The sequence below is a fragment of the Lacticaseibacillus camelliae DSM 22697 = JCM 13995 genome, assembly GCF_001311195.1.
Lineage (GTDB): Bacteria > Bacillota > Bacilli > Lactobacillales > Lactobacillaceae > Lacticaseibacillus > Lacticaseibacillus camelliae.
In genome coordinates this window covers 56,405-80,539 of record NZ_BBAJ01000001.1, presented here as the reverse complement: position 1 = coordinate 80,539, position 24,135 = coordinate 56,405, and the positions used below count along the sequence as shown (strand labels likewise).

Here is a 24,135-nt window from a genome sequence, read left to right as displayed (position 1 = left end):
ACCGCCCGTCAAAATGGCCGCAGTGTTCATTACTCAAGGACAATGTAACGATTTATTTGGTGTTTTTTTACACACCACCCATGACATTGTTCATGGCATGTCTTGTTGCTATGAAAAATTGAAATGCCCACATTTCGGCTTTTTGTTGCCGTTTCTTACACGTTTTTTCCCTTCACATGCAGTTTTTTTTCAATCTTCGGTCTTTACACGAGTTTTACACGGTCCCCGTTATACGGTCCGCAAAATAAGCGCAAAATAGAAGAGTTGAGTCACTTTTGGAGCGTGTAAACTTATGACTGTAATCAAAAACATTGCAAAGGACCGGGTGCTGCAGATCACCGCGTTCCTAGTAGTGCTGAGCTTGTTCGCGGCCAGGCCGAAGCTTGCCGATATCAGCTTCGATACTCTCTGGTCGATCCTCGGGATGATGACCGTCATCCAAATCTTCGAGTACCTGCATGTCCTTGATTATTTTGCCTACCGTCTGACCAGTTTGGCCGCTGATTCACGCCAGCTGCTACTGATGTTTTTGGGGCTCGCCATCGTCGCCGCCATGTTCTTGACCAACGACGTCACGGTGATCACCCTCATTCCGCTGTACCTTGAAATCGCCAAAAAAATACAAGCTGCCTGAGATCCTACCAGTCACACTGATCGGATGGCGGCCAACTTTGGGAGTGCCTTCACCCCGTTTGGCAACACGCACAACATTTTCCTGATGAGTCACTACACGATTGGGATCGGCGAATTCTTCAGCTGGTCGATCCCACTGCTGATTGCGTCGATCATTCTCCTGCTGGGTTTCACCCTGTTCGTCAAAAAAATCCCTCTGCCCGCCGTCGGCTTCCAGGATATCCACATCCAAACGCGGCCGACAGTGATCACCGCAATCGTGGCACTGTTCATTTTTGCCGGGGTGCTCAAGTTTATCCCGTCTTATATTGGCGCCGTTGCGGCGATCCTGCTGGCGGTGCTTTACAACAAGACGATTATGAAAAAAAGTCGACTACGCAATTGTCCTGACCTTCGCCGGCTTCTTCGTCATTGTGTCCGTCTTGCAGCAGTTGCCGTGGGTGGTCAACCTGATCTCTGGGCTGGTCAGCTCGCCGCACTCCGTCTTCCTGACTTCGATCCTCACCAGCCAGCTAATTTCTAACGTGCCGTCGACCGTGCTGATCGGGAAATTTACCCACTACGCTGCGGCGCTCTTCCTGGGGTCCAACATCGGGGGCCTGGGCTCCGTGGTCGGCTCAATGTGCAACCTGCTGGTGTATAAGGAATACGCCACTTGGGGCAATCACCATGCCGGCAAGTTCCTGATCGGCTTTCTCGCCTTCAACGTGATTGGCTGATCGTCCTAGCCGGCATGGGCTGGCTGATCCTCGATTTTGTTTACTAAATGAAAATGTGCTTTACTTCGTCGCGGCTCACCGCGACTTTTTTGTCCTGTTTTTTAAGAGGAATGGCGCGAACTATTGTATTTTTCCCTGACAGCAGCTTATTAGTTGCGGTAAGAATGCCGAGTTAGATAAGCTAAAGTTAACCGAAGCTATTATTTTAATTCGCAAGGAGGACATTATGGGAAAATATGAGTCCGATGCCAAGCAACTCCTCACAGCGCTGGGCGGTGCCAAGAATGTGGCATCATTCATGCACTGTGCCACACGCATGCGGTTCGTCCTCAAAGACGACGCCTTGGCGGATAAGCCGGCCATCGAAAAAAAATTGGGGCCGTGCGCGGCATGTTCACGAACGCTGGACAATTCCAGGTCATCATCGGCAACGAGGTCCCGGAATTCTACAATGATTTCGTCCAAGTCTCCGGCCTGACCGGCGCCAGCAAGGAAGACACGAAGGCCGCCGCCAAAACACACCAGAACGTGGTGCAGCGCGCGGTAGCCACGCTGGCCGAGATTTTTACGCCGCTACTGCCCGCCATCATTGTCGGTGGGTTGATCCTCGGCTTCCGAAACATCCTGGAAGGGGTGCAATTCGGCGGCTCGACCATCGTTGAACAATCGCAGTTCTGGAGTGGGGTCAACGCCTTTCTGTGGCTGCCCGGCGAAGCCATTTTCCACTTTCTTCCGGTCGGCATCACCTGGTCGATCACCCGTAAAATGGGCACCACGCAGATCCTCGGGATCGTGCTGGGGATCACGCTGGTGTCCCCGCAGCTGCTTAACGCCTACGCGGTGAACAGCACGGCAGCCGCTGACATTCCGTTCTGGGACTTCGGCTTTGCCCAGGTCAACATGATCGGCTATCAGGCCCAAGTCATCCCCGCCATGCTGGCCGGGTTCATGCTGGTGTACCTGGAACGCTTCTTCCGCAAGCACATCCCGCAAGCCGTCTCGATGATTTTCGTGCCGCTGTTCTCACTGCTGCCAACGATCCTGATCGCGCACGTCGTCCTTGGCCCCTTCGGCTGGTGGGTCGGCGACGGGCTGTCAAACATCGTGAACGCCGGCTTGACCAGCAGCTTCAGCTGGCTGTTCGGCCTGGCCTTCGGGCTGCTGTACGCACCGGTCGTGATTACAGGGCTGCATCACACCACGCTGGCGATCGACGCGCAGCTCATTTCCACCTATGGGTCGACCAATCTTTGGCCGATGATCGCCCTGTCTAACATTGCGCAAGGCTCGGCGACCCTGGCGGTGGCGATCGCGCACCGGGGCAACAAGCAGGAGGAAGGCATTTCAGTGCCGGCGACGATTTCGGCCTACCTTGGCGTGACGGAACCGGCGATGTTCGGGATCAACCTGAAGTACGTTTACCCGTTCATCGCGGCGATCATTGGCTCCGGCATCGCCGGCATGTTCGTCACCATCATGGGCGTTCGCGCCTACTCGATCGGCGTTGGCGGCTTGCCTGGGATTCTCTCCATCGTGGGTCAGTACATCGGGATTTTTGCCATCGGCATGGTCATCGCCGTTGCCATTCCGTTCATTCTCACCTTTGTTTTACGCAAAGTGCCGGCGCTGAACAAGATCGAGGCCGTGGACGAAGCAACAGGCGAGATCATTGACGAAAATGACGCCCCTGCCCCACAGCCGCTGGCTACAACCATTGAAAGCCTGAGTTTGACCGGCTATACGCCCCTGCAACAGGCAACGTGCTCCCACTGACCGCCGTCCCGGACCAGGTTTTTGCCCAGAACATGATGGGCGAAGGGTTCGCCGTTGACCCGACGGAAGGGCGCATCAGCTCCCCTGTGGTCGGCACCGTGACCGCATCTTCGACACCAAACACGCCATCGGGATCCAGATGCCAAACGGCCTTGAAGTCCTGGTCCACATGGGACTCGACACGGTGGCCTTAAAAGGGGCACCGTTCACGGTGCACGTGCAGCCAGGCGACGCGGTCCAACCCGGCACGCGCTTAGCCTTCATGGACATTGAGGCGGTCAAGGCCGCTGGCTATTCCCCAGAGGTGATCGTGGTGATCACCAACTCAGACCAACTCGCTGAATTCAGACTGTTGACCTCCGGCCCGCACGAAAGCGGCGATCCGGTGGCTGAAGCACAAACCGCCGCCCTGCCGGAAACGACGCCGCGTCCCAAAGCGGAACCGGCGTTGTAGCAAGCGCTGGACACCAAAAACCCGGATCACTGACGATCCGGGTTTTTCTGTGCGCCTGAGACTAACCGGTGGCGGGCGGCCACCGGGATCTGGCTGGCTTTCACGCGGCGCCACGACAAGACCGTCTGCCCCTTGCTGCGCACTGCTAGATAGGCATGCGGGGCCAGCGGTTTATCTGTTACTTGCAGCAGCAGCTTGCGTTCACGGCCGTCCCGGGAGTAGCTCGGCAGGCGGTAGCGATAATCGCGGCCACCATGCGCATTAGCAACCCATTCCACTGAGCAGCCGCCAGTGGCCACGTACACGGTTTCTTGTGGCAGGACAGGATTATACCGGTCCAACATGCCGGCCGCCTCTGTGGGCTGATCACGGGTGAATAGCGGCGCGCCAAACAAAATCACCGCCATAATGATCATCAGTGCCCCCACATTGCAGCATGCCCGTTTCATCCCACTCGCCCCTTTCACCCAATAGTTTACAGGGTGAAGCACTCTAACTCATGGGACTTGAGGTCGAGATGCGGATGGGCCTAGGAATGATTTTTTTCAGCAAAAAGCGCCCGGTTCCGCACGAATGCGAAACCGAGCGTCATTTTGACTGCCTAAAGGTCTTCGCCGCGACTGGCGATGACTTTTTTTTATACCAGTTGAAGGAGTCTTTGCGGCTGCGTTTCCAGCTGCCATGCCCCTGATCATCGGCATCGACGTAAATGAAGCCGTAACGCTTCTTCATTTCGCCGGTGGACGCCGAAACGATGTCGATGGCACTCCACGGGCAGTAGCCGAGCAAGTCGACGCCGTCTTCGGCGACCGCCTTTTCCGCCTGCAGCAAGTGGTCGGCCAGGTACTTGATGCGGTAATCGTCGTGAATGCTGCCGTCGGCTTCGACCTTATCGAAGGCGCCAAAGCCGTTTTCAACGATCATCATCGGCTTGTGCCAGCGCGCCGTCATCCAGTTCAGGCTGTAACGAAGCCCAACCGGGTCAATCTGCCAGCCCCAGTCAGAACGCGGCACGTAAGGATTCTTGGTGTCATTTTTAAATTCGTCAAAGTCCATATCCGGATTATCGTCGCTGTACTTGACCACGGCGGAGTTGTAGTAGGAAAAGCCCACAAAGTCCGCGGTGCCGGCCTTGATGATGGCCTCGTCTGCCGGCGTGATACCAATGTCGTAGCCTTTCTTCGCCCAGTACTTCTTGAGCCAAGCCGGGTACTCGCCCAGCGCCATGACGTCACCGAAGTAGTAACGGTAATTCATCGCGCGCTGGCAGTACATCACATCTTCCGGCCGGGCGGTCAACGGGTAAATCGGGTTGAAGGCGATCATGTCGCCGATTTGCAGCGTCGGGTCGATCGCATGGCCGATTTGCACGGCCTGGGCCGCGGCGACAAACTCGAGGTGCGCCGCCTGAAACATTTTTTTTCTTCCCAGTTGTCGCCCTTGCCTAGAATCAGACCGGAGTTTTGCAGTAGCGGGTGCGGGTCGCGCCAGGACGTCTGGTTGTTGATCTCGTTGAAGGTCATCCAGTACTTCACCTGGTTGTGGTAGCGCCGGAAGCAGGTCTCGGCAAACTTGGTGAAGCAGTCGACGACCTTGCGGCTGCCAAACCCGCCATACGCCTTGACCAAGTGCAGCGGCATCTCAAAGTGCGACAGGGTCACGATCGGCTCGATGTTATACTTGTGCAGCTCCGCAAACAGGTCATCGTAAAACTTCAGGCCGGCCTCGTTGGGCACGTCCTCGTCGCCGTTCGGATAGATCCGCGTCCAGGCGATGGACGTCCGAAACGCCGTCATCCCCATTTCGGCAAACAGCTTGATGTCTTCTTTGTAGTGCGAGTAGAACTCGACGCCCCAGTGGTTCGGGTAGACCTGGCCGTCTAAGACCTGGTCATCCTCAATGCGAGCCACGCCGTTTTCCCCGGCGCGCATGGTGTCGGCAATGCTGACACCCTTGCCGCCTTCCTGCCAGCCGCCTTCAGCCTGGTGCGCAGCAATCGCGCCGCCCCAGAGAAAGTCTTCTGGCATTTTGTATCCTTTTGTCATTGGTCTGAAACTCCTCACGTTTATCTATAATTGGGCGCATGAGTGCGAAGTGCGTCCGGCTTCTAACTGGGCTCTGGCGGCTAATCTCCGGGCTAAGACCGCCAAGCCTGCGCACCTTCTAACTGGGCTACGAGTTCGCAACGCGGGAGTGGTTTGATCAGCTTGTAGCGCTTTGCGCGTACAAGCTGACATGCGGCAGCAGCTACGCTCAGGGCCTCGAAGCCAAAGTACGGCTTCAATGCCCTGAGCTAGGCTACCCATCCCGCTCAGTTCGCGAACCCTGCGCACCTTCTAAAAAAAGCCGGAACATCGCTGTTCCAGCCTTCACCGTGCAATGCGAAGATTAGTTGTCCTCGACTTTTTTACCATCAAGGCGCTTGTAAAGGTCAACGATCTCACCCGCAAGATCACGGAACGTAATGCTGGTCATCAAGTGGTCCTGTGAGTGGACCATCAGCAGTGTGACCGTGGCGTGCTCGCCGTTAGCTTCGGCAGTCAACATCTTGGTCTGTGAGTTGTGCGCATCAACCAAGAAACCGTCAGCTTCTTTAAGCTTTGCGTCGGCGGTTTCAAAATCGCCCTTCTTGGCTGCCTGGATCGCCTCGAAAGCGGAACTCTTCGCATTCCCGCCGTTCAAAATGAGACCCATGATTGCATCCATGTTTTGATCTTGTTCTTCTTCAGCCATTGTCTTCTCCAATCATCAGTATCTCTAAGCTCAGAAAGCGGTTGCGGTTTCCCGTAGACTACTTGCCAGCTTTTTCGATTGAGGACAGCGCTTCTTTAAGCACCTTTTCGCCGTTCATCATGCCGTAGTCCTGCATGTTGATGACTTCAACGGGCAGCTTGCCGTCAACTTTGTTTTGGAACTGGCTGAGCAGGTAACGAACCTGAGGCCCGAGCATTAAAATGTCTGGGTGTTTCGTCTCCAGTGCGTTATCAGCGTCAGAGGCAGCGGTTGCAAAAATGTCCGCTTCAACACCTTCAGCCGTTGCGGCCTTCTGCATCTTCGAAACCAGCAAGCTGGTGGACATACCAGCAGAGCATACCAACATAATAGTTTTCTTGTCAGCCATAATTAAAACTCCCCTTTGTGTGAGTACAAATTTTGCGGCTAGAAGTTTAACCGCTTTCATTGCTACAATGCTATAATAATACGTGGGTACGAAATAAACAAGTCCCATGACTTAAAATTTGTTTGGGAGGGGCAACTCATGTATCACGAAATCGCGGAAAAACTGCTCCAGGCGATTCAGGCTGGAGATTATCAAACTAAATTACCGACGGAGCAGGAGCTGATGAAGGAGTATGGCGTCAGCCGCAACACCATCAGACGCGCCATCGATGTCGTTTACCAGCATGGGCTGCTGCGCCGCATTCAAGGCTCCGGCTACTACATCAACAACGTCCAGCTTCAAGGCTCGATGACGATCAATCTGTCCATCGGTGCCGGCAAGTCATTGGCCAAGCGCGGCCCGTTGACCTCCAAAGTCGTCACTTTTGACCGGGTGCAGGCCAGTGAGATCCCGCTTGCCCAAACGATGAAAATCCATGATGACACCGAGCTGTGGCGCATCATCCGCCTGCGCTACCTCAACTCGGTGCTGTACTGCCTGGAGGAAGCCTACTACCTGCGTGACCAAATCCCGTTTATTTCGACTGATGCCTTGGACGATTCGATTTTTGATTTTATCAAAGAAACCTACGACATCGATCCCGAATCCTCAGACGACTTTCTCTCCCTGACCACACTGGGTCCGGATAAGGCCGACCTGATGAATTTGGCTACCGGCACCTCACTGCTAACGCTGGCCCAAATCAACTACACGCACAACAACGTGGTGTTTAACTTCTCCCAAACCGTTTACAGCTACCCGGGGCTGGACTTCTACTTCCATTCCGCACACCTCAGCAGCAACTGAGTGCCCTGCAAAAAGACAACAACGCCGCCGCGACTTCATCGATCGCAGCGGCGTTTTGTTATGCCTTGGCCGGTTCGTACATGTCGGCGTTGCGCCGGCCAGAACGGGCCCGCAGCGCGTACAAAATGGTGATCGTATCGACCACTTCCTGCAGCATCGCGCCAATGATCACCGGAATCACCCCGAAGGCGGCGATCAGCATCAGGCCGGTACAGATCCCAATGCCGATCCACACCGCCTCTTTGGCGATGCGCATCGTGTCCTGAGAAATGATCACCGCACAGGCCACCTTAGTGAGGTCATCGCGTAAAATGACCGCATCAGCGCTTTCGCTGGCGGCGGTCGCCCCGTGCGCGCCCATGGCGATGCCGACATCAGCAACCGCTAGTGACGGCGCATCGTTGACCCCGTCGCCGACCATCACCACCGGCCGCGCGTCTTTAGGCGTGTTGTCCAGTACTTTAATCTTGTCCGCCGGCAGCTGTTCGGCAAACACCTTGTCTACGCCAACTTGCTGGGCAACGTCATCGGCAATCGCCTGATTATCGCCGGAGATCATCATCGTGTTTGCGACGCCGAGCTCGTGCAGCGCACTGATCGTCTGCTTGGCTTCCGGCCGGATGCGGTCGGTGAAGGTGATCACGCCGGCGTAATGGCCATCAACGCTCACGTAAACCGCCGTGGTGTCAACATTCGCGTCGGTACCGGCAAAGTCGGGCTTGCCGACCTTGATCAACTTACCGGCAACTTCAGCCTGGACCCCTTCGGCCGTCACTTCTTCGGCGGCGTTAGCGCCGAGCAGTTTGCCGCTGCCGACTTCGCTGACCAAAGACCGCGCCAGAATATGGGTAGATTGCTGCTCCGCACTGGCCGCCAGCAGCAGCAGCTGGTTTTGATCGTAGCCTGGTTGCACTTGCACCTGATTGACAGCAAGCACGCCTTGCGTGATGGTCCCAGTTTTATCAAAGGCCACGGTTTTGGCCGAGGACAGTTTTTCTAGGGCCGTCCCAGACTTCACGATGATCCCGGCGCGGCTGGTGCGGCTCATCCCCGACACCATCGCGACCGGCGCCGCCAGGATCAGCGGGCACGGACTAGCCACGACCAGCACCTCCGCAAAGCGCAGCGGATTGCCCGTAACCGCCCATGCCACACCGGCGATCACGTACGCTAACACCGTAAACGGCAAGGCGTAACGGTCGGCCATGCGGACAAAATGGGCTGGCCGGGCCTCGGATTCCTTGACCAGTTGCACGATGCCTTGGTACTGACTGTCCTCGGCACGCTTGGTGACGCGCACGGTCAGGGCGCTGTCGCCATTGACCGTCCCGCTCATCAGCTCATCCTTGGGATTCTTATCCACCGGCTTGGACTCCCCGGTCAGGCTGGCCTCGTCGACCGTGCTACTACCCTCGATCACCACACCGTCGACCGGCACGACTTCTTGCGGCTTGACCAGCACAGTGTCATCCACATTGACGTCATCGACGGAGATGTCTTCCTGTTTACCGTCAACCAGCCGGTGCGCGGTCGTTGGCGTATTATCAAGCAGCTGCTTGAGATCAGAATTGGCCTTAGTCGCCGCAAAGTCTTCCAGCGCGTCGCCGCCGGTCAGCATCAGCAGCACGATCAGCGCACCAATGACGGTGATCACGATTTGCGCCCAGCCTGGTTGATGCAAGCCAAACTCCAAAATCAGCGCAACGATCCCGACGGTCACGACAGCCCACAAGCGACGATAATTTCTCAACGCACTCACTCCCTCGATTTATCTACGCTTAATTATAATAATTCCAATCTAGAAAGTCCAGTTAGGCGCGTTCCGTTTTTGTTTTTTTCCGGCTCACATTCGATCACGATCGGCCACGCCACAGTGCCCTCAGCAATCAGTGCCTGTAGGCGGTTAAACAAAAACAGCAGCCAGGCAAACCCAATCGCAAAACCTTGAATCTCAAAAGCGGTCAGGCTCGGGTAGCCGAACAGACGAAAGCCCATGTTCAGCAGAAATTCGACCGCACCGATGCCGTAAGACGCCCACAGAAACTCCTTGGAGACCTCTGGCAGCAGCCAGCGCAAGCCAATAATAATGATCAGCACGATGGTCACCAGCATCCACGAAATTTGATCATGCAATAGGTGAAACTGCGCGTTGTTGGGAAAGATCCCGATGCAACCGAGATCAATCGCCGCCAGCGTTAACAGCGTTCGCAGTGTCGTTAACCGCCAAGATTTACGGTGCTGCGCGTTTAATTGGACAAATAGGTAATCGATCAGGCTGATCATGACCAGCGCCGTCATCACCAAGGTGAGGTTGAACTGCCAGGCGTTGGAGGCCAGCTTGGTCCCCAGGAAACTCAGGTTGTACTGCCACCACTGACGACTGCCGTTTGACGCCATGGAAATGACCGCCCCAGACACAATCACGATGGTGAGCAAGGTCGACAGCGTGGAAGCGTTGATCCGCAGGGCCATTTGAACCATGAACACATTGGCCAAGATCAGAAATATAAGCACCTGCAACACCGCTGTAAACGGATCAAATGTCGCGCCCGGAAAGAGCTGGCCCAGCACCCAAAAGGTCCCCAGCAGCGCCATGCCTAGGATGATGCAAACGCCAGCATGATCACCGGGAAATTTCGCCAGTACACGGCCTTAGAAAACCGATTGTCCGGATCGTTGCGCGATTGCACAAAGAACCCGGCAAACAGGCCGATCCCAGTGACGACCCCAAAGCCGATGGTAAAACTGGCCACTGAGACATCCCCGGTCATTGGAATCACCCGTACGCCCAGATGCAGCCAGTAAAGGAAAATCACCACCGTTGAGATCAGGCTGACCACCAGCGGCCAGATGAACGCTTGCCGCCCTGACCTTAGCCTGTCCGCAGGCGCAGGTTGAATCACGATACGATCGTTTTTGATGGTCAGCTGCATCGGCGTATCTAAGTCCCCGTGCAGCTGAGCGTACACGCCGGCCGGCACTGTGACCTTGAGCTCACTTTTTTTCTTTCATGACTGTCTCTCCCCTGTATCCTCTTCCCTCATCATACCGTAATGAACCGCAAAACGGGGCGGATGGCCCCCAAAATCAGTTGGGCGAATCAAACAGACTGCAGGGCACAAAAAACGGGCTGCCGTTGCGGCAGCCCGTTTCCTTAACGCGACGTGACATTAGTCAATGTCGATCTGGTGTGGATCTTGCTCCTGTTCAGTCAGCTTTGGCAGCGTAATGGTCAAAACACCCTTGTCGTACGAGGCCTTAATGTTTTGCTCATCGACGTTCGGCAGGCGATAGCTCCGGCTCATTGCGCCATAGCTGCGCTCGCTCATCAGTACATTGCCATTGCTGTCCGCGTGGTCATTAACGTCCTTCTTGTTGACTGAAATGTTCAATACGTTGTCTTGGTAATTCAGGTGAATGTCCTGCTTCTCGATTCCTGGAACGTCGACCTTAGCAACGTAACTCTTGTCAGTTTCTTTAATGTCAGTCTTGAGCACCCGGCTCGTGTCATTTGGCATGAAACGATCGAAGAAGCGCGAGCCCAAATCATCGAAGAACGGATCCGTCAACCAGTTGTCACGATTCATAATCTCATTAGCCATGATGCAAAACTTCCTTTCTTAAATGTCTGTTGTTGGTTTAATGCAAGGAGAGCAACTGCCCATGCAACCGTTCAGTTCGCGACTCGCTCGCCTTCCCGATCGGGGCTTTAGCTCCTTTCCTTGTTTACATAAAGTATTATGCCACCATTTAGCACTCGTGTCAACAGAGTGCTAATAAATTTTGAAAAAAATCCCAACGAATTTTTGAATTCGTTGGGACTGCCCTCTTTCAAGTGTAAAAAGAAGCGCTCTATCGCTCGTGAAGGCAACTGGTTGAGCACTTTAGCTAAAACCGTCCGGCTTCGCAGCCTTTTACTAGCACACCTTGCCGCCTAAAGCCCTCATTTCCTCGCGCCGTGCTTGTTCATCAGCCGCCAGCGGCTGAGCAAAACCGATGGTCACAGCACCGTCTAAGATGCCGGAATCGTCATGAAGGTTCAGCGAGCCGTTGCGATAATCCAGCGCCAAACCGTGGCCGAGGTAGCTTAGCTCGAGGGCGCCGGTAGTCAAGTCAAGATCCGTATTGTTGGTCAACGCCTCAGCGTAGTCCGAATCAGGCGCATCAGCGATCACCAGTTGAAACTTATTCCCAATGGCACACGTGCCACCGAGTTTGGAATACTTACTGGAGCCGTCATCAAGCGCCAAAAACACACGGTCTCCAGGCACTAGCTTGGTGTTGAGATAGTCCTTTGCGGCATCTGTAATGGTAATTTCCATATCGATCACCCTTTCAACTAGATTGTACACAACTATTCATACTATTATGATACCGAGTCGTTCACATCCTGTCAATCATAGCTTACCAAATACTAGCAACCGGCCTGTTCACACACAGGCGTGCACCAACTATCCCCAGCAGTTATCCACACTACCCCGTTGATCAACCCTAGCACTGGTGTTCAGAAGATTCTTTGATACCAGATTTCGTGCCCGAAAAAAAATCAAGACCTTAATTTTTCACAGCGGGTTATCCACCGTTTTCAACTTCGGCATTTCACAAAGTAAGGCGTCCAAAACCGCGTCCTCATCGCCCGTACGAGTGTTTGGTTCACAAAGAGAAAAGTTTATCCACCGACTTTTCAACCCCTGTGGATAAGTCTGTGCACGGGCTAAAAAGTGAGTTATAAACACTATCCACAGAGTTATCCACAGGCTGATGGGCCACTTATCCTCAAGCCGAATTCACACTTGACAAGTACTATCCGAACAATCCCGGCCATCGGGTGTCCAACTACCGTAATTTGCCGAAAACTTGCGCATAAAAAAACCGCACATTGCTGTGCGGCCAATTGCCATTTCGTTAAACTACTTCGCGTTCCCAGTGGTGCTGTCCAACTGCTCTGTGGTTTGCGTCAGCTTCACGTTGACGGTCTTCTTAGCGCTGCCGCGGTAATACGTCAGCGAAATCGTGTCACCGATCGCGTGCTTGTACAGCTGGGTGTGCAGCGTGGCCACACTGTCGACGCTGGTGCCGTCGACCGCCACGATCACGTCGTACTGCTTAAGGCCCGCGGCCTTAGCAATACTCCGCGTGGTGAAGCCGGCCACCACAACGCCGCCGGTGACACTGGATGGCACCTTCAGGAGATCGGACTGCTGGCTGGCGGAAACACTGGAAAGATCACGCGCCTCAATGCCTAAGGCCGGACGCACGACCTTCCCGTTGGCCACCAGCTGGTTGATGATCGACACGACCTCGTTGCTTGGAATGGAGAAGCCCATCCCTTCAATTGTCGCGTTCGAATTGCTGGTTCCGGACAACTTCATCGAGTTGATTCCGATGACCTGGCCGTTCAAATTGATGAGCGGCCCGCCAGAGTTCCCGGAGTTGATTGCCGCATCGGTTTGAATGACGTTGGCCTGGCCGGTGACTTGGCCGGTCTGCTCGTCGCTCACGTCAACCGTCCGGCTCGTCGCTGAAATGATTCCCTGAGTGACTGAGGTCGCGTACTCAGAGCCCAGCGGCGACCCAATGGCCAGCACCGTTTGGCCTGCTTTGATCGCACTGGAGTCGCCGAAGCTGGCGACCGTGTCGACTTTACTGTCGTTGATCGACAGTACTGCCAGGTCGGAGGTCTCATCCGTGCCGACTAACTTAGCCGTGACTTTTGAGCCATCGGACAAAATGACTTCCAAGGCATCCGACCCTTCGACCACGTGATTGTTGGTGACGATATAGCCTTGCCGTCCTTTTTCTCGTAAATGACCCCGGAGCCTTCGCTGGCGTCCTCAAGTTTACCGCTAGAAGACCCCGATGAGCCTGAGGAACCGGAATCACTGCCGGAGTCCCCAAACAGATCCCCGAAGGCGTCCAGGCCACTGGAAGTGGACTGCGTCTTTTGCATGTTGACCACTGACACGACGGCCTTTTCGACCTTCGCAAAGGCAGCCGAGCTGGCACTGCTTTCATTCACGCTGACATTCGACACCTTAGTGGTGCCCGGTTTGCCTTCGCTGACCGCTTCGTTGACGGAGTTAGTGGGGTTGTGGCTCATGATCCCGTACGCGACGCCGCCCCCAACGCCACCGCCAACTAAGGCCGCAACGACAGCGACTAGTGCCAACTGTTTCAGCCCGGAGTGCCGCTTTGGTGGCCGCGGCGGTGTTTGGGTAGGCTTTTCCTCGGAAAAGTTGTGTGATTGATTATCCATGATGACCCTCCCTCTCTGTTTTCACAATATCAGTGTACGGAACGGGTTTGACGAAAGTATGAAAAAGCCTGGGCTTTTTCAGCGATGATTCGCTTCAAGCTCAGGCCCCAACGGTAAACAACGGGTCAGCCACGGCGGGATCGGTGTCAAGCACCTGAAAATCATGGCCGACTGCCAGGCCCTGCGCCTTCAGCAAGTTGACCACCGTGGTGTGGGCCAGCGGCTTCATGTTGTTGTGCGGTGACAGGTGCCCCAAGTAAACGCGCTTGGTCTTGAGCCCAATCACATCCATGATCGCGTTGGCGCCGTCTTCGTTGCTCAGATGGCCGAAATCGCCCAGGATGCGCTGCTTCAGCGGCCACGGGTACGGGCCTTCACGCAGCATTTCCAGGTCGTGATTGGTCTCCATCACGTACGCATCGGCGTCACGGATTGTGCCTTCGACTCGGTCGGAAACATACCCGGTGTCGGTCACGATGGCGAACCGCTTGCCGGCGTGCTGGAACTGGTAAAACTGAGCCTGAGCCGCATCGTGCGACACGCCGAAGCTTTCAACGTCCAGATCACCCAGGTCAAGCTGCGCGCCTTCGTCAAACACGCGGAGCTGCTCTTGAGGAATTTTCCCGACGCTTTTCGGCAGCGCCGCAATTGTTGGCGCGTTCGCGTAAACCATCAAGTTGGGGTAGCGGCGAGCCAGGACCCCGACGCCGCGGCAGTGGTCAGTGTGCTCATGCGAAATAAACACTGAATCCACATCCTTCAGGTCACGGCCGATGCTGTGCAGGAGTTCATTCAACTTTTTGCCGGACAGGCCGGCATCCATCAGCACGTGATGCTGCGGGGTTTCAATGTAAGTCGCGTTGCCCGAACTACTGGAAGCCAGTACGGACACGCGCATGCCAAAATCTTCTGTCAATCTGCTCACTCTTTTCGCGGCTATTGTACCATACGGGTCCGGCGCGCAAAACTGAACCGGCCCGAGCGTAAAAACGGCGCGGTGGTTGCAACCCATCCGCGCCGCTTGGTCCTTAGTCTTCAGATCGGGTCTTGAGCACCGTCTTATTGATGGCGTTGACCTTCTTCACGGTCAAGTTCTTCGACCCCTGGCTTTCGATGCCGACGGACCACGCCGGCACGTACACAGTGCTACCCTTCGCATTTAGCAGGTAGGTGTAGGACAAGTGCGTCCACAGCACCTTGGAGTTGCTAGTGATCTCGTTTTCGCGGTACAGCGTGGTCACGGCATCCTGCGCTGAACATAAGTTGACGTCTCCGCGCAGCGTCACCAGATTCGTCAGGTAGGTCTGGGCGTAACCGGTCAGCCGCCCGTCGCTGACGTGGAGCGTCAGCTGCGCGTGCGGATCGTTGACCAAATGGCCGCCGATTTTCTGCGCAAACACGTAACTGGTGGCGGTTGAGAGTTCCTTTTGGTAGGTGTACGCACTGCCGTGAGCAACGTTATCCGCTTGGGCCACCCAGCGCTGAAGGCGCGCCGCGGCATTGGTCTTGACGCTCAACGGGCTGTCAAGGGTCGCGTTCAGCGTCAGCCCATTGGCATCGCTGAAGTGCAAGGTCTGCCCTTTGACGGGGCCCACATCTTGACGCAGCGTGGAGGTCTTCGTGCTGGCCAGGTACGCACCGTGCTCAGTGCTGGTACTGAGTTTTGGCAGTTTGATGTCATCGCGTTTGATGTCTGCCAGAATTGCGGTAGTGCCGCCGGCGTCGGTCGCGAGGTCCACCTGCTGGCTTTGGAAGAAGCTGATGCCCAGGAAAACATTCAACGCGATAAAAACGAACAGAAAAATCATTTCGATTCGCCGAAAATCCATATGGCATGCTCCTTTCTAACGAATGACCTGCGCTGCGGGCTGGTTCTGACCTTCCACCGCTTGCGGCGTCAGCCACTCGGTGTAGCGCCTGTACTGGCCGTTGAGCTCCACAAAATACGTCGGTGTCAGGTCAACGACCTGGGAACTGGCACTTTGCGGGCGCCAGTAATAACCCAACCGAATATCCTGAATGGTCGACTGGGCGTAACCGGCGGCTGCCATTTGAGTCAGCACGGTTTGCGTCGCCGGCAGCGTCTTTAACGCCTGTGACGTCGGAATGGCCACGGTCAGGTTGTTCAACGAAAAGGTCGTGGTCAACCCACTTTCGCTGCTGACCGTTTGGACCAGGCCGTTGTCTAGACTGTTAAAAATTGGCAAGCCTTGTGCATACGACCGAAACGAGACGGTGCGGCTGCCTTTATCGTAACTGAAGTAATGCATCGAGGTAATGCCTTGGAGGTTCAACTGTGAGATCGCAGCCTCGCCTTTGTTCAGCGCCGTACCTAACCGGGTGCTCTTGGTCGTTTTGCCCGGATCTTCATACTGCATCACACTCGACGAGCTGTTCAGCGTCATACGCGTATCGCCGAGCGTGTATATTGATTCATCCCCGATTTCCCGACTGTCGACCGCGGCGGCGGAATTGGTAGGCATCAGCAGCGAGACGAAGTGGTTGGCGTTTTGCTGGTCGAGTAAAAAGGCGTAGGGACTGAGTGCGACCGGCTTGGCGTAGTATGGGACCAGTTTGCCGTTGAGCCGTTTTTCAACCACCGGCAGCCACTCGGCTGGGCCTTTTGCAGATACGCCCGCAGCTTCGTGGTCGGACTTTTCGCCAGCGTGGCGGTGCGGCTCATCCGGGTCGAATCGTCCACCAGCGTCAGCTTCGGCTTGCGGTTTTTCAGGTCGATGATCAGCCGATCAAACTGAAAAGACGGCACGTTTTTCAACGGCTTGGCAAAGTAGTGCGCGTTAAACACCCCAAAAGTCACCGGCCCGCTGAACGTCAACTGCAGCGTGTCCGTCTGGGTCAGCAGGGCGGCTAGCGCACTGGTGCTGAGCTGAACAGAACTGTTGACCTGCTTCAGCTGCCACTGGCGGATCGTCTTGTGGATCTCGCCAGTCGCCGACTGATCCTTCTGCAGCAGCTGGACCTTCTGGCTGCCGGTTTGATAATAGGCGGTCGTGGGCACGTACAGATACGCCGCCTGCTGGCTCGCCGACGTTTCCTGCGTGGTTTTTAGCGCGCTGGACGTTTCCGTGCGGCCGAGCCGGGACGGATTGCGCCAAATCAAGGCGGAGAAGACCAGGCTGAGCAAGACCATGGCAGTCAGTGACACCCGTAAAATCAATCCGCTAAGCTTCATCCCAATCGCCTCCCTCATCAAGCGGCTGATACGGCAGCGAAATGTAGAACGTGCTGCCCTTGCCTTCCTGAGAATCGACCCAGATGCGGCCGCCCAGCGCCTCGACGACTTCCTTGGAAATCGCGAGGCCCAAGCCAGTGCCACCTTGCTTGCGCGAGCGCGCCTTGTCGACCCGGTAGAAGCGGTCGAAGACTTTGTTGATATCCTGACGCGGAATGCCCAGGCCCTGGTCCTGAATCGACAGGATGACATGGTTGTGCGTCTCGAGCAGCCGGGCCGTGATCACGCCGCCATCCGGGCTGTACTTGATCGCGTTATTCATGATGTTGTCGATCACCTGCATAAACTTATCCTGATCGATGTCGACCCAGAGATCGCGCTTCGTGATCTCACGGCGAATCGTGTAGTGCTTGTGGGGCGTTGTCTTCAACGGCTCGGCCTGATTGTTGTCGGCCCCGGCCGACTCGTTGTCGGTTTTCAGCATCATGTCAAAGCGGTCCAAAATGTAATTGAAGAACTCGTTCAGGTTGACCGTTTCCTTTTCGATCTTGGCAGTGCCGGAATCCATGCGCGACAGTGACAGCAAGTCGTTGATCATGCGGATCATCCGGTCGGTTTCCTCTTGAGTGACCTTGAGGAACTGCGGCGCGATCTTCGGGTCCTTCCAAGCCCCTTCGTTCAGTGCTTCAATATAAGAGCGCATTGACGTCAGCGGCGTGCGCAGCTCATGGGACACATTCGACACGAATTCTCGGCGCTCACGCTCGTTCTTTTGCTGCTCGGTGACGTCGTGCAGCACGGCGACAATCCCGGAGATAAAGCCGGTTTCGCGCTGAATCAGGCTGAAGTCGACCCGCAAGATCAACTCATGGTCGAGCTTTTCAGTGAAGTCCAGCAGCAGCTCCTTCTGGTTTTCCAGCAAGTCGCGCAGCGTGTAGTCCTTTTCGATGTTCAGCAAGCGCAAAATCGACACGCCGATGACGTCTTCGTTTTTGGTATCCAAGAACTCCAGCGCGGTTTCGTTAATGATAATGACATTGCCGCGCCGATCCGTCGCGATGACGCCGTCGGTCATGTGGGCCAGCACCGAATCCAGCCGGCGCCGCTCGGCCTCACTGGCCTCCTGCGCTTCCTCAACGCGGACACTCAGGTTGTTGACCGCCACCGCCAACTGTCCCAGTTCATCCTGCCCGTAAATGCGGACCTGACCGGAGTAATCACCGCGGGCCATGCGAATCGCCTGCTTTTTCATTTCGTCGATGGGCCTGGTGATGGCCCGCGAGATGACAATGGAAATGATCACGCCCAGGAGCCCGGCGACCAGACTGGCAATCAGGAAAATCCGGACGATCTGGTTGATGTTGTTGTACACCGTTTCCATCGAGGCCGTGATGGCGACCGCGCCGATCACCGCGTTGCCATCACCGGTCGCGTTGGGATTTTTGATGGGAATGATCTTGGTGTACATCGACCCGGACGAATCGCTGTACTCGTAGCCTTCAAACAGCTGGCCACTGTACAGGACGTTTTTGATGCTGTTGTTGGCGGACTTGGTGCCGACGTCGTTTTGGGAATTGATGTTGGAATTGGCGCGCACCGTGCCCTTGGCATCCACAACCACGATTGTCGCGGTGTTGGCGACATCGGCCTGAGAAATCGTGGACTTCAGGGAATCATCGGCGGCAGATGTATCGGTCTTCATCAAATCAGTGGCGACTTTATCCTGAAGGTACGGATCCAGGTTAATGGCCGTCTTAAACGTATCCACATTCTGTTGTTCCAGAGACCGCACAAAATACGCGCCAATGATTTCCACCGTCACTAAAAGCAGCAGAATAAACACTAGCGCGATCTTAAAGTTGATCGATTGAAAAAAAACGAATCTTCTTGTTCAATGTAAATCTCCAAGTTGGAAGTTGTGAGGCCAGGCGCACTTAGCTCGACAGCTAGCCTAGCTGATGGCGTAGCCGCCGCATTTTGGCGGCGATGCGATCAGCGTAGCTAGATGCTCGAGCGTTGCCTGGCCGAGCACGATTACGCCAAGTTGCTTGGCCTACTCCTCGTTCGGGTTCTTCAAATAATACCCAACGCCGCGCCGCGTGACCAGCCACTCGGGATGGGACGGGTTATCCTCGATTTTTTCGCGCAGCCGGCGAACAGTCACATCAACCGTCCGGACATCGCCAAAGTAATCGTAGCCCCAAACCGTTTGCAGCAGGTGTTCGCGGGTCATCACCTGACCCAAGTGCTGCGCCAGGTAATGAAGCAGCTCGAACTCTCGGTGAGTCAGTTCGATTTTTTCACCGCGCTTGGTGACCGTGTAGGCGTCCGGATGAATCGTCAGGTCACCCACGGTCAGTTCCTGATTCTCCGGCTCCTGCGTCTCGGTTTGAACCGGCGTGCCGGAGCGGCGCAAGTTAGCCTTGACCCGGGCCACGAGTTCGCGGTTCGAGAACGGCTTGGTGACGTAATCATCTGCACCCATCTCCAGCCCGAGGACCTTGTCGATCTCCGAATCCTTGGCTGTCAGCATGATGATCGGCATGTCGTGGTCCTTACGCACCTGGCGCGCGACCTCCAGCCCATCGATCTTCGGCAGCATCAAGTCAAGAATGATCAGATCGGGATTTTCATCGTTCACTTTGGTCAACGCCTCTTCACCGTCTTCCGCGGTGACAACGTCGTAGCCTTCCTTATTCAGATTAAATTTCACGATGTCCAGGATCGGCTTTTCATCGTCGACCACAAGGATCTTTTTTGCCATGATAGGCTCCATTACGTGTACGAGTTATCTTCATTATAACGGTTTCTCAGAGGCGGGGCAAAAAGGGCCTAACCGTGCCTGCTCATGAATAAATTTTGCATATTTTACAATTTCGCTTGCATATTTCGTATTTTGGGTATATATTCAATAAAAATTCAAGTCTGAGGGGTTGGCACTTATGCATAAACTTTATCGTTGGGTCATCGGCCTGCTGGCAATGCTGCTGGTGGCCGGCACGGCATTAACTACGACCGCCACGCAGCCGGTTGCTGCGGCGGGCAACACCACGAACTCGGTGCAGCAAATCAAACAGCGTGGTTACGTCATCTTAGGCGTCTCCGCCGATTATGCGCCGCTCGAATTCCACGCCACCGTTGACGGGTCTGACACCATCGTCGGTGCCGACATCTCCTTGGCCAAGCAGATCGCCAAAGACATGGGGGTCAAGCTGCAAATCAAGGAAATGGGCTTTGATGCCTGATTGGCGCCTTGAAGACAGGCAAAGTCGACATGGTTATTTCCGGGATGAGTGCCACACCGGAACGGGCCAAGCAGGTTGAATTCTCCAAGTCTTACACTGAAGAAAAGCAGATCATGGTCGTCAAGAAAGACCAGGCTTCCAAGTATAAGAACGTCGCGGACTTCTCCGGCAAGAAAGTCGGGGCCCAAAAGCAGTCCACGCAGGAGCAAATCGCCAAGGCTGAGTTGCAAGGCGCCAAAATCGTGCCGCTCGAAAAAGCCAATGACGTGATCGCCCAAGTCGAGTATGGCAAGATCGATGCCGCCGTCATGTCCAACATCGTCGCCGGTGCTTACGTTCAAAAGACGCCGAGCCTCAAGATCATCGATCCTAAGTTTGCCACTGGGAAAGCCCCAACCGTGGTTGCGTTGCCCAAAGGCGACACCGCAATGAAGAACCAGGTCAACAAGACCATCGACAAAGTCCGCAAAGACCACATGTGGGCCGGCTGGATGGATCAGGCCTACAAGCTGCAGAATCAAAGCAACAGTTTCTGGTCCAAGTACGGCAGCTTCTTCATTAAAGGCGCGGCCTACACCCTGCTGTTCGCGCTGCTCACGGTTATCGCTGGGACCATCCTCGGCACCATCTTGGCCCTCATGCGTCGTTCCAGCATCTGGATCCTCAAGGCCATCGCGGTTGTCTATGTTGAGTTTATCCGGGGCACGCCGCTGATGGTCCAAGCCTTCATCGTCTTCTTCGGGCTGCAAGTGCTGGGCCTGAACCTTTCCGCCTTTGTTTCCGGCGCGATCGCCATGGGCATCAACTCCGGTGCGTATGTCGCCGAGATCATCCGGTCCGGCCTGAACTCCGTGCCGATCGGCCAAACCGAAGCCGCGCGCAGCCTGGGCCTGAGCAACGGGGAAACCACCCGCTATGTCGTACTGCCGCAAGCCGTTAAGAACATCTGGCCGGCGCTGGGCAACGAATTCGTGACCGACATCAAGGAATCCTCAGTCCTATCGGTTATCGGCGCCACCGAGCTGATGTTTGAAGGCACCACCGTTCAGGGGGCATCGTTCGAGCCGTTCTTCCCGATCATGATCGTGGCCTTAATCTACTTCGCCATGACCTTCATTCTCAGCCGGGCACTGGGCTTTGTCGAACACCGCCTCAACTAGTCCCAAACTGATTTAAATGGTTAAACGCGCCCCGCGGGCAGCCGCGGGGCGTTATGATGTAAGCGAGTATAACTTTCAAGGAGGAATTCTGTATGACTGATAAAATCGTGTTGGCATATTCTGGTGGCTTGGATACTTCCGTGGCCATTCCGTGGCTGCAGGACAAGGGCTATGACGTGATCGCCGCCTGCCTGAACGTCGGCCAGCCAAACGCCGACATGGACTTCATTCAGAAGAAGGCCAAGCAGGTCGGTGCGATCGAGAGCTACGCCATCGACGCGCAGGACGAATTCGCCGACGAGTACGTGACTCCGGTCATCAAGGCCAACGCCTTGTATGAAGGCGACTACCCGCTGGTTTCCGCGTTGTCGCGGCCGCTGATCATCAAGCATCTCGTTGAAATCGCCCACCAGCACGACGCCGTCGCCATCGCGCACGGCTCCACCGGTAAGGGCAACGACCAGGTCCGTTTTGAGGCTGCCATTCACGCCCTGGACCCGCAACTCAAAATTGAAGACCCGATCCGCGACTTCCACTGGTCCCGCGAGGAAGAAATCGACTACGCCAAGGAGCACAACGTTCCAGTCCCAATCGGCAAGAAGTCCCCGTACTCGATCGATGCCAACCTCTGGGGCCGCGCCAACGAAGCCGGCATCCTGGAGAACCCGTGGAACCAAGCACCGGACGATGCTTGGGGCATGACCGTTGCCCCGGAAGAAGCACCAGACAAGCCAACGTTCATCGACCTGACCTTTGAAAAGGGGATTCCCGTCGCCATTGACGGTAACAAGCTGAAGCTCTCGGACCTCATCAAATCCTTGAACAAGCTGGCCGGCGAAAATGGGATCGGCCGCATCGACAAAATTGAAAACCGCATGGTCGGCATCAAGTCTCGCGAAGTCTACGAGGCCCCAGCCGCGGCCGTCATCATGGCCGCCCACCACGAAATGGAAAACCTCACGCTGGAGCGCGACGTCGCTCACTACAAGCCACTGATCGAGCAGCAGCTGACCAACATGATCTACGAAGCCAAATGGATCACCCCGCTGTTTGACAGCCTGATGGCCTTCATTGACGACACGCAAAAGGTCGTTAACGGCGTCGTTAAGATGAAGCTGTACAAGGGCTCGGCAGTCCCTGTCGCCCGCAAGTCGGACACCAACTCGCTGTACGACGAGAACCTGGCGACCTACACGTCTGCCGACACCTTCGACCAGGAAGCCGCAGCCGGCTTCATCAAGCTCTGGACCCTGCCGGCCACCGTTTACGAAGAGGTCAACCACGTGCACTCAAAGAAACCGGAGGATAAGTAATGACCGATAAGCTCTGGGGCGGCCGGTTTACCGCCAAGGCGGCCGAGTGGTCGATAAGTTTGGCGCGTCGATCTCCTTTGATCAGCAAATGGCCAAAGAGGACCTCACCGCCTCCATCGCCCATGTCAAGATGCTCGGCAAGCAAAACATCATTCCGGCAAAGGACGCCAAGACCATCGAAGACGGCCTGAACGTCCTGATGCAGCGCCTCGAGGCCGGAGAGTTGCACTTCACCGTCGAGAACGAGGACATCCACCTGAACATGGAAAGCCTTCTGACCGACCTGATTGGTCCGGTCGCCGGCAAGCTGCACACTGCGCGCTCCCGCAACGATCAGGTGGCCACCGATTTTCACCTATGGCTGAAAAACCGCCTGCCGGAAATCAAGGAAGCCATCACCAACCTGCAAACGGTACTGGTGGAAAAAGCCGAGGAAAACGCCGGGACCATCATGCCGGGCTACACCCACATGCAGCACGCCCAGCCGATCACTTACGGCCACTATCTACTGGCGTACTTTGAGATGCTGCAGCGCGACTACGAGCGTTTTGAATTCAACCAGAAGCACACGGACATGCTGCCGCTGGGCGCCGCCGCGCTGGCCGGCACCACCTTCCCCATCGACCGCGAGTACGTGGCTGATGAGCTCGGTTTTGACGAGGTTTACCACAACAGCCTCGACGCCGTGTCCGACCGCGATTTTGCCTTGGAATTTCTTAGCAATGCCGCGCTTCTCATGGAGCACCTGAGCCGGCTGGCCGAAGAGCTGATTTTGTGGTGCACGTACGACTTCAACTACATTGAAATGGATGACAGGTTCGCCACCGGCAGCTCGATCATGCCGCAGAAGAAGAACGCCGACTTTGCCGAGCTGGTCCGCGGCAAGACCGGTCGGGTGTACGGCGCTTGATGGGCTTGCTTACGACGATGAAGAGCCTGCCGCTGGCCTACAACAAGGACATGCAAGAGGATAAAGAGCCGGTGTTTGACACCTACAACACTATTCTCGGCTCCCTGCACATCTTCGCCGGCATGCTGGAATCCGTGAAGGTCCACAAGGAAAAAATGCACGATGCGACCATCAACGACTTCAGTAACGCCACCGAGCTGGCCGACTACCTGGCGACCAAGGGCGTGCCGTTCCGCACGGCCCACGGCATCGTTGGCAAGCTGGTCCTGCACGGGATCAAGACGCACCAGAGCCTGCAGGATATGCCGCTAAGCGAGCTTCAGGAGGCCGCCCCGCAGATTCAGGAAGACGTTTACCAGGAGCTGACGTCTGAGGCCGCGGTCGAGCGCCGCACCAGCCTGGGCGGCACCGCTGTGACCAACGTCAACAAGGAAGTGGCCCGCGCCAAAGCCATCATCAAGACCCATCAGTAATCAAAAAGGCGACCATCTCTGGTCACCCCTTGACTTGAA

Annotated in this window: 15 protein-coding genes and 7 pseudogenes; 6 read left to right on the top strand and 16 right to left on the bottom strand. The window is 55.7% G+C overall.

The window, feature by feature from the left end; genetic code table 11:
• Window positions 1-292 precede the first annotated feature (292 nt).
• A pseudogene (locus JCM13995_RS00360) lies at window positions 293-1,399 on the top strand (SLC13 family permease).
• A 179-nt stretch (window positions 1,400-1,578) separates the two neighbouring features.
• Window positions 1,579-3,579, top strand: a pseudogene (gene treP / locus JCM13995_RS00355) (PTS system trehalose-specific EIIBC component).
• A gap of 26 nt (window positions 3,580-3,605) precedes the next feature.
• On the opposite strand, the gene JCM13995_RS00350 reads toward treP, so the two are convergent.
• The 4 genes and pseudogenes from JCM13995_RS00350 to JCM13995_RS00335 form a co-directional block, all read right to left on the bottom strand.
• Window positions 3,606-3,995, bottom strand: coding sequence for a DUF1093 domain-containing protein (locus JCM13995_RS00350; RefSeq protein ID WP_054661378.1), 390 nt, complete (start codon window positions 3,993-3,995; stop codon window positions 3,606-3,608).
• Between the two features lie 185 nt (window positions 3,996-4,180).
• Window positions 4,181-5,624: pseudogene (locus JCM13995_RS00345) on the bottom strand (6-phospho-beta-glucosidase).
• 343 nt (window positions 5,625-5,967) lie between these two features.
• A complete protein-coding gene (locus JCM13995_RS00340) occupies window positions 5,968-6,312 on the bottom strand; it encodes a PTS lactose/cellobiose transporter subunit IIA (RefSeq protein WP_054661375.1) in 345 nt (114 codons plus the stop codon).
• 58 nt (window positions 6,313-6,370) lie between these two features.
• Window positions 6,371-6,700 carry a PTS sugar transporter subunit IIB gene (locus tag JCM13995_RS00335; protein WP_054661372.1) on the bottom strand — a complete coding sequence of 110 codons (330 nt, stop codon included), beginning with the start codon at window positions 6,698-6,700 and terminating at the stop codon, window positions 6,371-6,373.
• A 138-nt stretch (window positions 6,701-6,838) separates the two neighbouring features.
• Here JCM13995_RS00335 and JCM13995_RS00330 point away from each other — a divergent pair, with 138 nt between their 5' ends.
• Entirely contained in the window at window positions 6,839-7,546 is a 708-nt protein-coding gene (locus JCM13995_RS00330; RefSeq protein ID WP_054661369.1) for a GntR family transcriptional regulator, read from the top strand.
• 58 nt (window positions 7,547-7,604) lie between these two features.
• On the opposite strand, the gene JCM13995_RS00325 is transcribed toward JCM13995_RS00330, so the two are convergent.
• From JCM13995_RS00325 to yycF, 12 genes and pseudogenes are all read right to left on the bottom strand, one after another.
• Window positions 7,605-9,296, bottom strand: a complete 1,692-nt coding sequence (locus JCM13995_RS00325; RefSeq protein WP_054661366.1) for a heavy metal translocating P-type ATPase — start codon at window positions 9,294-9,296, stop codon at window positions 7,605-7,607.
• 32 nt (window positions 9,297-9,328) lie between these two features.
• A complete protein-coding gene (locus tag JCM13995_RS15305; RefSeq protein WP_225350602.1) occupies window positions 9,329-10,141 on the bottom strand; it encodes a hypothetical protein in 813 nt (270 codons plus the stop codon).
• A 2-nt stretch (window positions 10,142-10,143) separates the two neighbouring features.
• On the bottom strand, window positions 10,144-10,527 hold the full coding sequence (locus tag JCM13995_RS15300) for a hypothetical protein (RefSeq protein WP_225350601.1): 384 nt from the start codon (window positions 10,525-10,527) through the stop codon (window positions 10,144-10,146).
• Window positions 10,528-10,716: 189 nt separating this feature from the next.
• The gene (locus JCM13995_RS00315; RefSeq protein WP_054661363.1) at window positions 10,717-11,148 is read right to left on the bottom strand and encodes an Hsp20/alpha crystallin family protein; all 432 of its coding nucleotides are present in this window, start codon (window positions 11,146-11,148) and stop codon (window positions 10,717-10,719) included.
• A gap of 315 nt (window positions 11,149-11,463) precedes the next feature.
• Entirely contained in the window at window positions 11,464-11,868 is a 405-nt protein-coding gene (locus JCM13995_RS00310; protein ID WP_054661360.1) for an iron-sulfur cluster biosynthesis family protein, read from the bottom strand.
• Window positions 11,869-12,456: 588 nt separating this feature from the next.
• A pseudogene (locus JCM13995_RS00305) lies at window positions 12,457-13,802 on the bottom strand (S1C family serine protease).
• A gap of 100 nt (window positions 13,803-13,902) precedes the next feature.
• Complete coding sequence (locus tag JCM13995_RS00300; RefSeq protein ID WP_082397636.1) at window positions 13,903-14,700, bottom strand: MBL fold metallo-hydrolase; 798 nt, start codon at window positions 14,698-14,700, stop codon at window positions 13,903-13,905.
• Between the two features lie 130 nt (window positions 14,701-14,830).
• Complete coding sequence (locus tag JCM13995_RS00295; protein ID WP_054661354.1) at window positions 14,831-15,631, bottom strand: two-component system regulatory protein YycI; 801 nt, start codon at window positions 15,629-15,631, stop codon at window positions 14,831-14,833.
• A gap of 15 nt (window positions 15,632-15,646) precedes the next feature.
• On the bottom strand, window positions 15,647-16,402 hold the full coding sequence (locus tag JCM13995_RS00290; protein WP_162230887.1) for a two-component system activity regulator YycH: 756 nt from the start codon (window positions 16,400-16,402) through the stop codon (window positions 15,647-15,649).
• On the bottom strand, window positions 16,285-16,995 hold the full coding sequence (gene yycH, locus JCM13995_RS14165) for a two-component system activity regulator YycH (RefSeq protein ID WP_054661348.1): 711 nt from the start codon (window positions 16,993-16,995) through the stop codon (window positions 16,285-16,287). The genes JCM13995_RS00290 and yycH overlap by 118 nt, the downstream gene beginning before the upstream one ends.
• Window positions 16,985-18,890: pseudogene (gene walK / locus JCM13995_RS00280) on the bottom strand (cell wall metabolism sensor histidine kinase WalK). The gene yycH and the pseudogene walK overlap by 11 nt, the downstream one beginning before the upstream one ends.
• A 158-nt stretch (window positions 18,891-19,048) precedes the next feature.
• Window positions 19,049-19,759 (bottom strand): response regulator YycF, encoded by a 711-nt coding sequence (gene yycF / locus JCM13995_RS00275; RefSeq protein WP_054661342.1) that lies wholly within the window; start codon window positions 19,757-19,759, stop codon window positions 19,049-19,051.
• A 178-nt stretch (window positions 19,760-19,937) separates the two neighbouring features.
• Between yycF and JCM13995_RS00270 the strand changes: the two are divergent.
• From JCM13995_RS00270 to argH, 3 genes and pseudogenes are all read left to right on the top strand, one after another.
• Window positions 19,938-21,400, top strand: a pseudogene (locus JCM13995_RS00270) (ABC transporter substrate-binding protein/permease).
• Window positions 21,401-21,492: 92 nt separating this feature from the next.
• Window positions 21,493-22,713: an argininosuccinate synthase gene (locus JCM13995_RS00265; RefSeq protein WP_054661339.1), complete on the top strand. Its 1,221-nt coding sequence runs from the start codon at window positions 21,493-21,495 to the stop codon at window positions 22,711-22,713.
• Window positions 22,713-24,096: pseudogene (gene argH, locus JCM13995_RS00260) on the top strand (argininosuccinate lyase). Before JCM13995_RS00265 ends, argH begins: the two are co-directional and overlap by 1 nt.
• Window positions 24,097-24,135 lie beyond the last annotated feature (39 nt).

Coding starts and splice junctions, on each gene's coding strand:
- JCM13995_RS00295 (WP_054661354.1), bottom strand. CDS start 15,631: ATGGATTTTCGGCGAATCGAAATGATTTTTCTGTTCGTTTTTATCGCG.
- JCM13995_RS00265 (WP_054661339.1), top strand. CDS start 21,493: ATGACTGATAAAATCGTGTTGGCATATTCTGGTGGCTTGGATACTTCC.
- yycF (WP_054661342.1), bottom strand. CDS start 19,759: ATGGCAAAAAAGATCCTTGTGGTCGACGATGAAAAGCCGATCCTGGAC.
- JCM13995_RS15305 (WP_225350602.1), bottom strand. CDS start 10,141: ATGGCGCTGCTGGGGACCTTTTGGGTGCTGGGCCAGCTCTTTCCGGGC.
- JCM13995_RS00350 (WP_054661378.1), bottom strand. CDS start 3,995: ATGATCATTATGGCGGTGATTTTGTTTGGCGCGCCGCTATTCACCCGT.
- JCM13995_RS00340 (WP_054661375.1), bottom strand. CDS start 6,312: ATGGCTGAAGAAGAACAAGATCAAAACATGGATGCAATCATGGGTCTC.
- JCM13995_RS00330 (WP_054661369.1), top strand. CDS start 6,839: ATGTATCACGAAATCGCGGAAAAACTGCTCCAGGCGATTCAGGCTGGA.
- JCM13995_RS00310 (WP_054661360.1), bottom strand. CDS start 11,868: ATGGAAATTACCATTACAGATGCCGCAAAGGACTATCTCAACACCAAG.
- JCM13995_RS00315 (WP_054661363.1), bottom strand. CDS start 11,148: ATGGCTAATGAGATTATGAATCGTGACAACTGGTTGACGGATCCGTTC.
- JCM13995_RS00300 (WP_082397636.1), bottom strand. CDS start 14,700: ATGCGCGTGTCCGTACTGGCTTCCAGTAGTTCGGGCAACGCGACTTAC.
- yycH (WP_054661348.1), bottom strand. CDS start 16,995: ATGAAGCTTAGCGGATTGATTTTACGGGTGTCACTGACTGCCATGGTC.
- JCM13995_RS00335 (WP_054661372.1), bottom strand. CDS start 6,700: ATGGCTGACAAGAAAACTATTATGTTGGTATGCTCTGCTGGTATGTCC.